The organism is Paraburkholderia phenazinium, from assembly GCF_900100735.1.
Lineage (GTDB): Bacteria > Pseudomonadota > Gammaproteobacteria > Burkholderiales > Burkholderiaceae > Paraburkholderia > Paraburkholderia phenazinia.
In genome coordinates this window covers 103,667-118,987 of record NZ_FNCJ01000008.1, presented here as the reverse complement: position 1 = coordinate 118,987, position 15,321 = coordinate 103,667, and the positions used below count along the sequence as shown (strand labels likewise).

Below are 15,321 nucleotides of genomic sequence, written 5' to 3'. Positions count from 1 at the left end.
TTTAATTTTCCTTTCGCCCCACTTCTTCAGCCATGACGATCGCCTTCGAATCACCCGATCAGCCGGACGTGATCGGCCTCATTGCTGAGCTGGACGCCTATCAGGACAGCCTGTACCCACCAGAGAGCCGGCACATCCTTGATCTGGCGTCGTTGAAGCAACCCAATGTCCTGTTTGCCGTTGCGAGGGATAGTACGGGTGAGGCAATCGGCTGTGGGGCGATCGTCCTCTGCCCTGAGTTTGGCGAACTCAAACGTATGTATGTCAGTCCTCGTGGCCGAGGGCAGGGTGTCGCCAGGAAGCTCCTGGCTCTGCTCGAGTCACGGGCAATAAGCGCTGGCTGTAAGTTGTTCAAGCTCGAAACCGGACCGTATCAGCACGAGGCGCTGGCTTTGTATGCCGCAGCCGGCTATGAGCGCCGGGGACCGTTTAGCGATTACACAAACGACCCACTGAGTGTATTCATGCAGAAACACATCACAGCCTGAACTCCCGGTCAGTTCAAGCACTGGCCAGCGAACAATCATATTACGCTGAATATTTCTAATTTATTACGATGGCTATCGCGAGTGGCTGCGATATATTTGGACTTTTGAAAACCCGGGCTGCGCAGCGGCTGGGAGCGATTAGCTACAGTATCTACCTGGTTCATGGCATATGCTTGCATATGGCATTTTCAAGCGCCACGTTGCGGGAATTCGCATTCGGCTCGATCACGCAATATTGGGCGGTGGTGTTAGTGACTGCTCTGATGGTCACTGGCGTCTCGTCTCTAACCTTCGCTTTGATCGAACGACCGGGCATCCTTTTGGGCCGGGGGGTGCTCGGTCGATCGGGGTTATCGCGAGCCGACTGGGGCGGCAAACCTGTCGCCGGTGACATGAAAGCGCACGGAACGTAAGACTGCAAGCGAGGCAATGCAGTTGCCGTATCGCACGGCCTGCAAAGCCCATCCAGTTATGCGGAAGTCATGCGGACTCCGCACGAAAAGCGCGGCTCATGAACATCGCATGGATGGATCGAGGCGAGCGGTGTTCAATTAGGGCGCTTCTCGAGCACATCTTTAACGACGGGGAGCGCCGTAAAGACATTTGGCCAGCCCGCGTAAAACGCGAGTTGGGTCATTACTTCCGAAGCCTGCGCCTTCGTCAGCACGTTATCCATCGCCCGGTTCAGGTGATAAGTCAGTTGCGCGACTTGTCCGGTGGCCACCAGCGCGCTGACCGTCACGAGACTCCGATCACGCGGAGCGAGACCTGGCCGCAGCCAGAGGTCGCGGAAAAGCGTATCCCTTGTGAATTGGACCACCCCGGGCGCCACAGCGCCGAAGTTCTGCTCGACTGCGGCGTCACGCTGAGCTTCCGCGGCCTCGTCGAGAGGGAGACGCTCGCCGGACGCTGGTGGCAACTGCCCGGCGTTGATGCCGCGCTTTTCGAAAACCGCGCTGGTAACCATAGCGGCCGACGCGGCATTGGCCCAGCCGGAATAGAACGCCAGATGCGTGATGATCTCCGAAATTTCGCCGGGTTTCAGACCGCTGTCGAGGGCTAGGTCCACGTAATAGGGCATCTCCGCGCTCTGATTGCGCGCAATCAAAACCGAGAGCGTCACAATGCTGCGGTCTCGTGCGGACAGTTGGGGGCGCTTCCACAAATCGCCCAGCACCACGTTGGTCGTATACCGTTCAAGGGCGGGCGAGACCGCGCGTATGGCTTCATGCGTGCTGGCGGGAGGGCGGGCGTTTGAACTTTCCATATCTGTTTTCCTTTCGATTGGCGAGCAGGCCGCGAAGCCGAGGGAGAGCACGGCCATCGCTACGGCGATGAATTTCATGGGGCATTTCCCTAAGCGGACGGTTCGCGACATTGACAAAATTAACCTTCACGCGCGTGCGCGACTAGGTACTAAAATCAGCAAACACCTATGAAATGGATTCATCAATGCCCCGCGAGAACTACAACGACCTGCTTGCCTTCATAGCCGTCGCGCGCGAGCGCAGTTTTACCCGTGCTGCGGCACAACTTGGCGTGTCGCAATCTGCGTTGAGTCACACGATTCGTGCGCTCGAAACCCGACTCGGACTGCGCCTTTTGACCCGCACCACGCGCAGCGTCTCGCCGACTGAAGCGGGCGAGCGTCTGCTGCAGACCGTCGCGCCCCGCTTTGAGGAGATCGAAGCCGAACTGGCCGCCGTGACCGAGTTTCGTGACAAACCAGCCGGGACCATTCGCATCACCGCGACCGACTACGCGACCAAGACAGTGTTGTGGCCCAGACTGTCGAAGGTCCTGCGCAAGTACCCGGAAATCAAGGTCGAAATCATCACGGACTACGGTCTCTCCGATATCGTGGCCGATCGCTACGACATAGGTGTTCGCAACGGCGATCAGGTTGCCAAAGACATGATCGCGGTGCGCATCGCGCCCGATTTGCGCATGGCGATCGTTGGCTCTCCGGCGTATCTGGAGAAGCGGGCATTGCCAAAGACTCCGCAAGATCTGACCACGCACAACTGCATCAATCTTCGTTTGCCGACCCTTGGCGGCTTTTATCCGTGGGAACTGAAAAAGGGCAATCGGGAAGTCCAGGTGAGAGTGGAGGGCCAGTTCGCCTTCAACGGGACCTATCAGATGCTGGAGGCGGCCTTATCCGGCTACGGTCTGGCATACGTGCCGGCAGATCTGGTGCAGACACATGTCGCAGCCGGCCGCCTTGTCTGGGTGCTGGAAGATTGGTGTCCCACCTTCCAGGGCTTGCATGCCTATTACGCCAGTCGTCGGGAATCGTCACGCGCGATGACCATCGTGATCGACGCAATCCGTTATCGTGCAGAAGACCAGAGGCGGTGAAGCCGTCACCTATTCATGAGTGTGGCTCATAACGGTTTGCTGTTTATAGGGCTTTATCGATAGACCCTGGCTGCCTATCATCAAACTTCTCGTTAGCAACCGCAGGCACCGTCTGCACGGAGAAGATTGATGGACTATCGATATCTGGGTCGTAGCGCCCTCAAGGTTTCGCCCCTATGTCTGGGCGCCATGATGTTCGGCGGCGAAACGGACGAGGCTACCTCGAAGCGAATTCTCGACAAGGCATTCGATCAGGGTGTGAACTTCCTCGATACCGCCGACGTTTATCACGCTGGACGCTCCGAGGAAATCGTTGGCCGCGCGATCGCCGAGCGGCGTGATAGCTGGGTGGTTGCGACGAAGTTCGGCTACCCGAGCACGCCAGGCCCGAATGAACAGGGGCAATCGCGCAAATGGATCTTCCAGTCGGTCGAAGCCAGTCTGAAGCGCCTCGGCACTGACTATATCGACGTTCTCTATTTTCATCGGGCGCTCGTCGATGCGCCCCTCGAGGAAGGTGTGCGTGCGATTGGCGATCTGATCCGTCAGGGCAAGGTCCGATACTTCGGCCTGTCCAACTTCCGCGGCTGGCGCATTGCAGAAATCGTGCGTCTGGCCGATCAGCTCGGCATGGATCGCCCCGTCGCGATCGAGCCTGTGTACAACATGGTTGACCGTACCGCAGAGGTCGAACTGTTGCCCGCAGCAGGGCACTACGGAATCGGCGTCGTTCCCTACAGCCCGCTTGCGCGCGGCGTGTTGACCGGCAAATATGCTCTCGACGGCGCACCGCCGGCGGACTCCCGCGCGGGACGCGGCGACAAACGGATCCAGCAGACCGAGTGGCGTCCCGAATCCCTGGCCATCGCGCAAAAGCTCGCGGCTCACGCCGCTGAACGCGGTACGACTTCGATTGCCTTCGCGATAGCCTGGGTGCTCAAGAACAAACTGGTGAGCTCCGCCATTGCAGGCCCGCGTACGGAAGCGCACTGGGATAGCTACATCGAAGCGCTCAATGTGCAATTGGGACCGGACGACGAAAAGTTCGTGGACAGTCTGGTTCCCCCCGGCCACGCATCGACGCCGGGCTACACGGACCCCAACTATCCGGTCGAAGGCCGCCGCGTCATCGTGTGATCGGCAACATGAGCGGCAAAAACCACTGCGGCATTCTGGATGAAGGCAACGCGTTATGAATATATCTTTTGAGAACAAAGTCGCACTCGTGACCGGTGCGGCGTCCGGGCTCGGCCTGGCGGCAGCCAAGGCTTTTGCTGCATCGGGTGCTTCAGTTGTGCTGGCGGATTGGGATGAGAAGTCCGTGCAAACTGCTGCAGACGAATTGAAGACCCAAGGTCACACCGTGCTCGCCGTCCGTTGCGACGTAGCTGACGATGCCCAGGTAGAGGCGATGGTTGCGCAGGCTGTGGAGGCCTTTGGAAAGCTGGATGTCGCCTATAACAACGCTGGCGTTCAAAACGTCCTGGCCGAGACGGCTGATTCTCCGAGGGAGGATTACGATCGGGTCATGTCGATCAACCTGGGCGGTGTCTGGAGCTGCATGAAGTTCGAGTTGCAGCAGATGCGAAAACAGGGGAGTGGCGCGATCGTCAATTGCTCGTCACTTGGCGGTCTCGTTGGCGGCGCCGAGCGCGCGACCTACCACGCTGCAAAACACGGCGTACTTGGGCTGACCAAGAGCGCGGCCCTCGAATATGCTGCGCGAGGCATTCGGGTGAACGCCATCTGCCCTGGTCTCATCTGGACACCGATGGCCGAGAAGATGGCAGCCTCTGGCCAGGCCGAAGCACTCGACGCGATGCTGAAGGTTATTCCGATGGGCCGGCATGGAAGACCGGAAGAGATCGCCGATGCCGTTCTTTGGTTGTGTAGCGACGCGGCAAGCTACGTGACCGGTCAGTCGATCTCGGTGGACGGTGGTTTCGTCATGCGCTAAGTTCGCGAAACGCCCCCGCTGGGGCGTTTCTACACAGATCAAGCGCCTCAGCAGTGTTCCAGAGCGTTCGACAGGTCGGCAATCAGGTCGTCGGGATGCTCCAACCCCACCGACACGCGAATCAGACCTTCCGTCACGCCTGCCGCAGCGCGCGCGTCGGCGGGAACGCCCGAATGCGTCGTCGAAGCGGGGTGGCAGATCAGCGACTCGGTGCCGCCCAGGCTCACGGCCGACTTGAACAGCGTCAGGCCGTTGATGAACCGGAACGCTTGCTCGCGACCGCCATCCAGGACGAAAGCAAACGTCGAGCCGGGCCCGGTGCATTGACGCTGATAGACCGCCTGATAGGTCGGATCCTCGATCAGCTCCGAATGCAGGACCTTCACCGGACGATGCGGATTGGTCGCGAGCCAGCGCGCGACGGCGCTACCGCTGCGTGCTGCTTGCTGCATGCGCAGCACCAGGGTCTCCATGGAGCGCGTAATCATCCACGACGAATGCGGATCGAGTTGCGAGCCAAGCGCGCTGCGGATGGAGCGGACTTTCGTAATCAGGGCACGACTGCCGGTCACGCCGCCCGCCACCAGATCGCTATGGCCGCCGATGTACTTCGTCAACGAATACACGCTCAGATCGATGCCTTGCCGCGACGGCTTCTGGTACAGCGGTCCCAGCAGCGTGTTGTCGCATACCGAAAGAGGGCGATAGCCGTGACGCGCTTCGAACGCGTCGATCTCGCTGCGCAGCCCTTGCAGGTCGAACAGCGCATTGGTCGGGTTGGCCGGCGTCTCGACGTAGCACATCCGCACGTGGCCCTTTTGCGCCGCCGCTTCGAGTGCGTCGCGGATCGCCGTCACCGAAAGACCATCCTCGATCACCTGGGAGCGGATGCCCCATTCCGGCAGAAACTTTGAAATCAGCGTTTCGGTGCCGCCATAAAGCGGTACGGACTGCACCACACAATCGCCCGGGCGCAGGAATGCCAGCAGGATTGCTGCGATGGCGGACATGCCGCTCGAGGTCACGACAGCGGCTTCGGAGTCGTCGAGCAAGGCAAGACGATCTTCGACAATCTCGAGATTCGGGTGATTGAAGCGGCTATACACGAGGCCTGCGCTTTCGCCTTCAGGCAAAGGCTTGCGGCCCGACACCATGTCGAAGAAGTCGGCGCCGTCCTCGGCGGTGCGAAACGCGAACGTCGAGGTCAAGAAAACCGGCGGCTTGACCGATCCTTCAGACAAAAACGGATCGTAGCCGTACGACATCATCTGCGTCTCGGGATGCAGATCGCGACCGGCGATCGTGCGCTTGTGATAGTTGCGATAGGCCATGCTTTCTCCGTGCCATGTCGTGGGGAAGGATGAACGGTGGTTGCAATCCCAGTACGCATAACGCTCAAAGAGGATCGCTCTCTGCGCTAGCGCGTGAGTATGCCACTCCATGGCGGCGATTTACAGCGAGGAATGCGAAGCGAAAATGAAAGCCGGCCACCCGAAGGTGGCCGGCTTCCTCTTGCTTGAAACCGCAAATGATCATGGCGGGCGAGCCAACCCGCATAACGTGGTTTTCGGTGCGCCTGGGGACGATGCGCAGGCCGCCGCGCACGCACCGGGCACGTAGCGCGTGTGCCTCAGACGGAAGCGCGCAGCTTCTTGGCAGCCGCCACCATGTTGGTCAGCGCCGGAATGACTTCTTCCCACTGGCGCGTCTTCAGGCCACAGTCCGGATTCACCCACAGGCGTTGCGCAGGAACGCGTTCAGCGGCCTTCTTCATCAGTTGAACGATGTGTTCTTCGGTCGGGATGTTCGGCGAGTGAATGTCGTACACGCCCGGGCCGATTTCGTTCGGGTAGTTGAAGTTGTCGAATGCGTCCAGCAACTCCATATCCGAGCGCGAGGTCTCGATGGTGATGACGTCGGCGTCCATGTCGGCGATCGACGCGATGATGTCGTTGAACTCGGAATAGCACATATGGGTGTGGATCTGCGTTTCGTCATCCACGCCGTTGGCGGTGATGCGGAACGACGTCACTGCCCAGTCGAGGTATTCCTGCCATTGCGACTTGCGCAGCGGCAGACCTTCGCGCAAGGCTGCTTCGTCGATCTGGATCACGCGCACGCCGGCCTTTTCGAGGTCCAGCACTTCTTCGCGGATCGCCAGCGCCAACTGGTAGCACGACACGGAACGCGGCTGGTCGTCGCGCACGAAGGACCAGTTCAGGATCGTGACCGGGCCGGTCAGCATGCCCTTCATCGGCTTGCTGGTGAGCGACTGGGCGTACTTGATCCATTCGACGGTCATCGCCTTCGGACGGCTGATGTCGCCGAACAGGATAGGCGGCTTCACGCAACGCGAGCCATACGACTGCACCCAGCCGAACTGGCTGAACGCATAGCCGTCGAGCTGCTCGCCGAAGTATTCGACCATATCGTTACGCTCAGCTTCGCCGTGCACCAGCACGTCCAGCCCCAGCGCTTCCTGTTCGCGTACGCTGCGTTCGATCTCGGCGCGCATTGCGGTCTTGTAACCGGCTTCGTCCAGCGCGCCGCTCTTGAACTGGCTGCGTGCATGGCGGATCGTGCTGGTCTGCGGGAACGAACCGATGGTCGTGGTCGGGTAAGCCGGCAGCTTCAACAGTGCGGCCTGCTTGTCGGCGCGCGCCGGGTAGGTGTTCTTGCGCTGACCCAGAGCCGGGCTGATCTTCGCGAGGGCGGCCTTGACTGCCGGGTTGTTCACACGCGGCGACGCACGACGCGCGGCGATCGCGGCGCGGTTGGCGGCCAGTTCTGCCTTGACGGCGTCGCGGCCGTGGTTCAACGCGCTAGCCAGCAGCTTCAGTTCGCCCAGTTTTTGCAGCGCGAAGGCGAGCCACGAGCGGACTTCCACGTCCAGCTTCTGTTCGCTTTCGAGGTCCACCGGCACGTGCAGCAACGAGCACGACGGTGCGATCCACAGACGCTCGCCCAGTTGCTTCGCAACCGGTTCGAGCCAGTCGAGGACGCTCGCCAGATCCGTCTTCCAGATGTTGCGGCCGTTGATCACGCCGAGCGACAGCACGCGGTCCTGCGGCAATTGTGCAATTACGGCGTCGACTTCAGCGCGCGCGTTGATCGCATCCAGATGCAGGCCTTGCACCGGCAGCTTGACGGCCAGCGACAGGTTGTTGAGCAACTGGCCGAAGTACGTCGCCAGCAACAGCTTCACCGTGCCGTTCGCCAGCGCCTGGTAGGCGGTGACATACGCTTGCTGCCACTCGGCAGACAGTTCGGTCACGAGGATCGGCTCGTCGATCTGCACCCATTCGACGCCTTGCGCCGCCAGCGTGCTCAGCAGTTCCGCGTAGACCGGCAAGATGCGCGGCAGCAGGGCCAGCTTGTCGGAGTCGTCCTTGGCCTTGCCGAGCGCGAGGTACGTTACGGGGCCGACGATCACCGGCTTGGCCTTGACGCCTTGTGCCTTGGCCTCAGCCAGCTGTTCCAGCAGGCGCGACGGGTCGAGCTTGAATTCGGTGCTCACGCTGAATTCGGGGACGATGTAGTGATAGTTGGTGTCGAACCACTTGGTCATCTCGCCGGCAGCAACGCCGCCGCAGCATGCGCCGTGGTCTTCGGCACACTTGGCCGAGCGGCCGCGGGCGACGCGGAAGTAGTTGTCGAGGGTGTCGCCGTGGAAGCCTTGCACGCGTTCCGGCAGGTTACCCAGCATGAAGCTCATGTCCAGCACCTGGTCGTAGAAGGCGAAATCGCCCACCGCCGCCAGACCGAGGTCGGCCTGGTGCGCCCAGTGACGCTGGCGCAACTGGGCTCCCAGCGCTTTCAGTTCGCCGAGCGATGACTCGCCTTTCCAGTATGACTCGAGTGCGAATTTCAGTTCGCGCTTCGCGCCGATGCGGGGGAAGCCTAGATTGTGTGTCGTTGCCATCGTGTCGCCTTGATTCGGTCAGGTTGCGGATGGCTGCATCCTAGCGAAGGCGTTTTATGAAGTAAAATGGTGATAATTCAACGAACCATTAGTTTTGCTCATGTGTCATCATGCTTGAGAGAATTCATCTGGCCATCGTCCAGGCGGTGGACAAGCACGGCTCGCTTACCGCGGCGGCGGACATCCTGTGCGTCACGCAATCCGCGCTCAGCCACTCCATGAAAAAGCTGGAGCAGCAACTGGGTACGGATATCTGGTTGCGCGAGGGGCGCAGCCTGCGCCTGACTCAGGCCGGTGAATACCTGCTTGCCGTCGCCAATCGCGTGCTGCCGCAACTGGATCTGGCCGAGCAGCGCCTTAAGCAGTACGCGCAGGGCGAGCGGGGCGCGCTGCGCATCGGTATGGAGTGCCATCCCTGCTACCAGTGGTTGCTCAAGGTGGTCTCGCCTTATCTGGCGCGCTGGCCGGACGTGGATGTCGACGTCAAGCAGAAATTCCAGTTTGGCGGAATCGGCGCCTTGTTTGGCTACGAGATCGACCTGCTGGTGACGCCGGATCCGCTCTACAAGCCCGGCTTGCGTTTCGAACCGGTGTTCGACTATGAGCAGGTGCTGGTGGTGAACCGCGAGCACCCGCTGGCGGGCGTCGAGTATGTGAAACCGGAGCAGTTGACGCGCGAGGTGTTGGTCACGTATCCGGTGGAGACCGACCGGCTCGACATATACAATCAGTTTCTGATGCCGGCTGGCATCACGCCACGGCGCCACAAGGCGATCGAGACCACCGATATCATGCTGCAGATGGTGGCGAGCGGCAGGGGCGTCGCGGCGCTGCCGCGCTGGCTGGTGGAAGAGTATGCCGGCAAGATGAATCTCGTGCCGGTGCGGTTGGGGCGAAAGGGCATCGCCAAGCAGATTTTCCTCGGCGCCCGTGAGACCGACACCGAAATTGATTACCTCAAGGCCTTCATCGAGCTGGCGCGCAAGCCGTTAGCCCCCGATGCCGACACGGCTTTATCAACCTGATCCCAACGTCCATGCTGCTACGCGACCCCATTCACGGCGATATCGAGCTGAGCAGTGTCGAAACGGCGGTGCTCGACCTGCCTGTCATGCAGCGGCTGCGCGGCATCAAGCAGCTCGGCACGGCGCACCTGGTCTACCCGGGAGCGCTCCATACACGCTTTGATCACTCCATCGGGGTGTGTGCCGTCGCGCACCGGATCGTGGCGGGGCTGCGCCGCTCGGGCGTGCAGATTCCCGCTGAACTCGAAGAAGCCATCGGCGTGGCTGCTTTGCTTCACGACGTCACGCACGTGCCGTTCGGCCACACACTCGAAGACGAACGCCGTTTGTTCGCGCGGCACGACAAAGGCTCGCGCCTTGTGGACATGTTCGCGGGTGAGCTGGGCGATGCCTTGGCTCGCCTGGGCATTCGGGACGCGGTGGGGAGCCTGCTTGGCCTGCCATCGCCTGAAAGCGTACCGCGTTGGGCACAGGAGATCGTATCGGGCAGTATCGATGCCGACCTGCTCGACTATTTGCGCCGCGACAGCTTCTTTACCGGTCTCTCCCACGACTACGACGACCGGATCTTCCGCTGCTTTGCCGAGCACGACGCTCGTCTGGTGATCAGGCTGGCCAAGCATGGCATGGACAGGCCCGATGCCCGTTCGGAAATCATCGGCGTGCTGCGGGTGCGATACTTCCTCACCGAACGCGTCTACTATCACCACACCAAGGTGGTGGCGGGCGCGATGATTTCCAAAGCGGTGGAGATCGCACTCGATCATGGCGTGCTGGCCGAGAGCGATCTGCTGGAGCTCAACGACTGGACACTGCTTGATCGCCTCGCGCGTTGCCGTATCGCGGATGCCGCCGCCCTTGCGCGCCGCACCTTGAACCGCGACCTGCTCAAACGCGGCTACGTGGTCTCCGGCCGCAGCGTGCCCCTCGCTCTGCGCAAGGACTGGGTGGCGCGCTACCACGCGTCGCGCATACAGCGCGCGCAGGCCGAGGCGGAGCTGGCGGAAAAGCTGGATCTGCCGTTTGCGGACGTCGTGTTGTACTGCCCGGCGCTGACCGCCATGAAAGAAGCCGCCGTGCCTGTCGAAACCAGCCGCGGACTCGAATCTCTGAACGATGCCGGCAGCGGGACTTTCGCAGAGATAAGCGCACTGCAGGATCGCTATGCCGATCTGTGGCGGTTCTATCTCTTCGTGCCGGCACATGCGGTTGGGCGTGCCGCGCTGATTGCGGCCGAGATGTTCCAGACGCCATGTGAGCTCACCTCGCGGCACGTCTGAATCAGTCAGATTGGCCCCGCCACCTCTTTGTTATTCGTGACGCGCATTTGCCGTTTTTCGATAACACTCCGTTTTTCGTCCCCCTATGATCGTCTGCACCCGTTGCCGGTACGGCGGCCCGTGCGGCCGGCGCTATCGGCATGGCTGCCAGCATCAAGGAGCGCGGAGTATTACCCCAGCCGATCATCACCATAAAGAATACTGATTGTTGTTGATCGGGATTTTTCTCGTTCCTAAGATGAATCGACTGTAAGAAAAACAAGCGGTTACCCGGAGACACTGTCTATGGATGCGCATGCGAAGCCCGAACGGGCAATCAAAACAGTAGAGGATGCGATTCGCCTGGTAGAGGCGAGCCGGCTGACACATATCAAGGTCGGTCTGTCCGACGTCGATGGCGTTCTGCGCGGAAAATATTTGCGCAAGGATAAATTCCTGGCGGCACTGCGTTCAGGTTTCGCGTTCTGCAATGTCGTACTGGGCTGGGACGTGGACGACCAGATGTACGACAACACGAAATATACGGGCTGGCATACCGCCTATCCGGACGCCATGGTGCGCATCGTGCCGGAGAGCTGCCGGCGTCTGCCGCTGGAACAGGGCGACGGCGAAGACATGTTGTTCTTCCTGTGTGAATTCGCAGAGGATGCCGAAGCAATCTGTCCGCGCGGCCTGTTGAAGCGCGTATTGAAGCGTGCGGCCGAGATGGGTTTCGAAGCTTTCGCTGCACTTGAATATGAATTCTTCATGTTCGAGGAGACGCCGCACTCGGCGCGCGAAAAGAATTACCGCGGCCTGAAGAACTGGACGCCGGGCAATTTCGGCTATTCGGTGCTCCGCAGTACGGTCGAGGGCGATTTTTACCGGCAATTGCTCGATATGTGCGAGCAGATGGATATGCCGATCGAAGGGCTGCATACCGAAACCGGCCCCGGCGTGCTGGAGGCCGCGATTGCGGTGGACAGCGCGGCTGACATGGCGGACAAGGCCATCCTGTTCAAGACTTTCACCAAGGCACTGGCCCAGAAGAACAATCTGATGGCCACCTTCATGGCGAAATGGTCGCATGAGCATCCGGGGCAGAGCGGTCATATCCACATGTCCTTGCGCGAGACGAGTACCGGCAAGTCGGCGTTTTACGACGAAAGCCGCCCCTACAACATGAGCGCGAAGCAAGCCAGCTTTATGGCGGGCGTGCAGCGCTATCTGCCCGAATTCATGTCGATGTTCGCGCAGACCGTCAATAGCTATTCGCGCCTGGTGCCGGGTTACTGGGCGCCGCTCGATGCCACCTGGGGCGTCGAGAATCGAACCACGGCCTTGCGCCTGATTCCGGGTTCGGAGAAGTCTCAGCGTGTGGAAGTCCGCATCGGTTCGGCCGACGCCAATCCCTATATCGCCCTGGCAGCCGCGTTGGGCGCCGGCTTGTATGGCATTGAGCAGGGCCTGGATCCGGAGCAGATCGTCAAGGGCAACGCGTATACGCAGGACTTTCCCGCCCATCTGAAGCTACCCAACACCCTGTGGGAGTCTGCGCAGCGACTGCGCCATTCCGAAGCCGCCAAGACCTTGTTTGGCGAAGCGTTTGTCGAGCACTTTGTCGCGACTCGCGAATGGGAAGAGCGGCAGTTCCGTCGGCATGTGACCGATTGGGAACTGGCCCGCTATTTCGAAATTATCTGAGCCCAAGAGTTCAAGCCCACCATGACGAAAGACGAGTTGACTACCATTAGCCCGATCGACGGCAGCGAATTCGTGCGCCGGCCCTATGCGAGCGAGTCGCAGATCGAGCAGACGCTAAGGCGTGCGCAGACTGCCCAGAAAGCGTGGGCTGCAAGACCTCTGTCGGAGCGGCTCGCGCTGGTTGGCCGTGCCGTCGAGCACTTTGTCGAGAACAAGGCGGCCGTCGCCGAAGCGATTACGCGCCAGATGGGACGCCCGCTGCGCTATACCGGCGGCGAGGTGGACGGCTTTGCCGCACGGGCGCGCCATATGATGGCGATTGCGGAAGATGCCTTGAAGCCCGTGCAGGTGGAACCGCAAGCGGGCTTTACGCGGTTTGTTTCGCGTGAACCGGTTGGCGTGGTGTTGACCATCGCGCCGTGGAATTACCCCTTGCTGACGGCGGTCAACAGCATCGTGCCGGCATTGCTGGCGGGTAACACGGTGATTCTCAAGCACTCCGATCAGACGCCGTTGTGCGCGGAACTGATTCATCAGGCCTTTGTTCAGGCCGAGTTGCCCGAGGGCGTATTCCAGTATCTGCATGTCGACCATGAACGTGTGCGTCGGTTGATCCGCGCGAACGAGATCGGCTTTGTCTGTTTCACCGGTTCGGTGGGCGGCGGCCGTATCGTCGAAGAAGCGGCGGCGGGGCGCTTTATCGGTGTTGGGCTGGAACTGGGCGGTAACGATCCGGCCTACGTGCGAAGCGATGCCAAGCTCGATCACGCCGTGGAGACGCTCGTCGACGGCGCCTTCTTTAACTCTGGCCAGTCGTGTTGCGGTATCCAGCGTATCTATGTGGCTCAGCCGCTGTACAACGACTTTGTCGAGCGCGCCGTAGCGCTGACGAAGCAGTATGTATTGGGCAATCCGCTCGATGCGCAAACCACCTTGGGCCCGGTTGTGCGCACGGCGGCCGCGGACGGGGTGCGGGCGGTGATCGCCGATGCTCTCGCCAAAGGCGCCAAAAATCTGCTCGACGAAAGCCAGTTCGGCTTGTCGCGGGCCGGCACGCCTTATGTGGCGCCGGGCGTGTTCGTGAATGTCGATCACGGCATGACGTTGATGAACGACGAGTGTTTCGGACCGGTGGTCGGCATCATGCCTGTTTCCGGAGACGAGCAAGCGATTGAACTGATGAACGACAGCCCGTACGGGTTGACCGCGAGTGTCTTTACCCGCGACGAAGAAGCCGCGCTATCGATCGGGCGGCGTGTCGAAACCGGCACCTTCTTTATGAACCGCTGCGATTATCTCGACCCGGCGCTCGCCTGGACCGGGGTGAAGAATACCGGCCGGGGCGCGACCTTGTCGGTGGTCGGCTACGAGCACCTGACGCGACCCAAATCTTTTCATCTGAAAACCGGCGTCTGACCGGGACTCTCGAAGGAATTTCGCATGTCACTTCCGTCCGTCAACTGGAATTACCCGACCGCAGTCAAGGTCGGCGCAGGCCGCGTTCGCGAATTGCCGCAATGGTGTGAAAGTCTCGGCATGCGCCGGCCGTTGCTGATTACCGATCCTGGTCTGGCGGCATTGCCGCTGATCGGCAGCGTGCTCGATCACTGCCGCTCTGCCGGCCTCGAGTGCGGGCTGTTTCACGATATCAAGGGCAATCCGACCGGCAAGAATGTCGACGATGGCGTGGCGATTTTCAAGGCCGGCGGCCACGACGGTGTAATCGCCTTCGGCGGCGGCTCGGCGCTCGATGCGGCCAAGGCCGTGGCGCTGATGGTTGGGCAGGATCGTCCGCTGTGGGATTTCGAAGATGTCGGCGACAACTATCTGCGCGTCAACGTGGCCGGTATGGCGCCCGTGGTGGCGGTGCCGACTACCGCCGGGACCGGCTCGGAAGTCGGGCGGGCTTCGGTGATCACCGACGACCACGCCCACGTGAAACGGATCATCTTTCACGCGAAGATGTTGCCCGCGGTCGTCATTCTCGATCCTGAAGTAACGGTAGGTTTGCCGGCGAAACTGACGGCGGCGACTGGCATGGACGCCTTGTCGCATAACCTCGAAGCCTATTGTTCGCCGTTTTATCACCCAATGGCCACGGGCATCGCGCTCGAGGGTATCCGGTTGATCAAGCAGTTTTTGCCACGTGCGGTCAAGGACGGTCAGGATCTCGATGCTCGCCTGCAAATGCTGGTGGCGTCGAGCATGGGCGCCACCGCGTTTCAGCGCGGCCTGGGGGCGATGCATGCGCTGGCCCATCCGTTGGGTGCGTTGTATGACGCCCACCACGGCATGCTCAACGCCATCCTGATGCCCTATGTGCTCAAGGCCAACGAATCGGCTATCGCGGAGCGGATCGAATTGTTGGCGCGCTACCTCGAGCTGGCACAGCCGTCGTTCGCGTCTTTCCTCGACTGGGTCTTGACGATGCGCGAATCGCTCGGCATTCCCCACACGCTGAGCGAGATAGGCATCGATGCGCGAGAGGCGGCGAAGGTCGGCGAAATGGCCGTGGTCGACGGCTCCGCCGGGACCAACCCGATTCCGTTTAGTGCTGCCGACTATAGCCGTATTTTCGTAACGGCAGTCGAAGGCATGTTGTAAC

General features: G+C 60.8%; 13 protein-coding genes. 10 read left to right on the top strand and 3 right to left on the bottom strand.

Translation table 11 applies throughout. The features are described 5' to 3' along the window. Positions 1-32: 32 nt before the first annotated feature. Positions 33-488, top strand: coding sequence for a GNAT family N-acetyltransferase (locus BLQ92_RS19110; protein ID WP_090686104.1), 456 nt, complete (start codon positions 33-35; stop codon positions 486-488). Positions 489-1,035: 547 nt separating this feature from the next. Here the strand turns inward: BLQ92_RS19110 and BLQ92_RS19100 are convergent. After that, complete coding sequence (locus tag BLQ92_RS19100) at positions 1,036-1,833, bottom strand: carboxymuconolactone decarboxylase family protein (protein ID WP_090686102.1); 798 nt, start codon at positions 1,831-1,833, stop codon at positions 1,036-1,038. A gap of 107 nt (positions 1,834-1,940) precedes the next feature. Between BLQ92_RS19100 and BLQ92_RS19095 the strand changes: the two genes are divergently transcribed. The 3 genes from BLQ92_RS19095 to BLQ92_RS19085 all read left to right on the top strand — a co-directional run bounded on the left by BLQ92_RS19095 (position 1,941) and on the right by BLQ92_RS19085 (position 4,806). Next, positions 1,941-2,849, top strand: coding sequence for a LysR family transcriptional regulator (locus tag BLQ92_RS19095; RefSeq protein ID WP_090686101.1), 909 nt, complete (start codon positions 1,941-1,943; stop codon positions 2,847-2,849). A 129-nt stretch (positions 2,850-2,978) separates the two neighbouring features. Further along, positions 2,979-3,986 (top strand): aldo/keto reductase, encoded by a 1,008-nt coding sequence (locus BLQ92_RS19090; protein ID WP_090686100.1) that lies wholly within the window; start codon positions 2,979-2,981, stop codon positions 3,984-3,986. 55 nt (positions 3,987-4,041) lie between these two features. After that, on the top strand, positions 4,042-4,806 hold the full coding sequence (locus BLQ92_RS19085; protein WP_090686099.1) for an SDR family NAD(P)-dependent oxidoreductase: 765 nt from the start codon (positions 4,042-4,044) through the stop codon (positions 4,804-4,806). A 47-nt stretch (positions 4,807-4,853) separates the two neighbouring features. Here the strand turns inward: BLQ92_RS19085 and BLQ92_RS19080 are convergent, their stop codons facing one another. Further along, positions 4,854-6,137 (bottom strand): cystathionine gamma-synthase family protein, encoded by a 1,284-nt coding sequence (locus BLQ92_RS19080; protein ID WP_090686098.1) that lies wholly within the window; start codon positions 6,135-6,137, stop codon positions 4,854-4,856. 109 nt (positions 6,138-6,246) lie between these two features. Here BLQ92_RS19080 and BLQ92_RS19075 point away from each other — a divergent pair, with 109 nt between their 5' ends. Further along, positions 6,247-6,426: a hypothetical protein gene (locus BLQ92_RS19075; RefSeq protein ID WP_090686097.1), complete on the top strand. Its 180-nt coding sequence runs from the start codon at positions 6,247-6,249 to the stop codon at positions 6,424-6,426. Positions 6,427-6,436: 10 nt separating this feature from the next. Here the strand turns inward: BLQ92_RS19075 and metE are convergent, their stop codons facing one another. Next, on the bottom strand, positions 6,437-8,728 hold the full coding sequence (metE, locus tag BLQ92_RS19070; RefSeq protein WP_090686096.1) for a 5-methyltetrahydropteroyltriglutamate--homocysteine S-methyltransferase: 2,292 nt from the start codon (positions 8,726-8,728) through the stop codon (positions 6,437-6,439). Positions 8,729-8,838: 110 nt separating this feature from the next. On the opposite strand from metE, the gene BLQ92_RS19065 reads away from it, so the two are divergent. From BLQ92_RS19065 to BLQ92_RS19045, 5 genes are all read left to right on the top strand, one after another. After that, on the top strand, positions 8,839-9,753 hold the full coding sequence (locus tag BLQ92_RS19065; RefSeq protein ID WP_090686095.1) for a LysR family transcriptional regulator: 915 nt from the start codon (positions 8,839-8,841) through the stop codon (positions 9,751-9,753). Positions 9,754-9,764: 11 nt separating this feature from the next. Then, positions 9,765-11,033, top strand: coding sequence for an HD domain-containing protein (locus BLQ92_RS19060; RefSeq protein WP_090686094.1), 1,269 nt, complete (start codon positions 9,765-9,767; stop codon positions 11,031-11,033). A gap of 285 nt (positions 11,034-11,318) precedes the next feature. Further along, positions 11,319-12,716, top strand: a complete 1,398-nt coding sequence (locus BLQ92_RS19055) for a glutamine synthetase family protein (RefSeq protein WP_090686093.1) — start codon at positions 11,319-11,321, stop codon at positions 12,714-12,716. A 21-nt stretch (positions 12,717-12,737) separates the two neighbouring features. After that, positions 12,738-14,132, top strand: coding sequence for an aldehyde dehydrogenase family protein (locus BLQ92_RS19050; RefSeq protein ID WP_090686092.1), 1,395 nt, complete (start codon positions 12,738-12,740; stop codon positions 14,130-14,132). Between the two features lie 24 nt (positions 14,133-14,156). After that, positions 14,157-15,320, top strand: a complete 1,164-nt coding sequence (locus BLQ92_RS19045) for an iron-containing alcohol dehydrogenase (protein WP_090686091.1) — start codon at positions 14,157-14,159, stop codon at positions 15,318-15,320. Position 15,321: the final 1 nt, after the last annotated feature.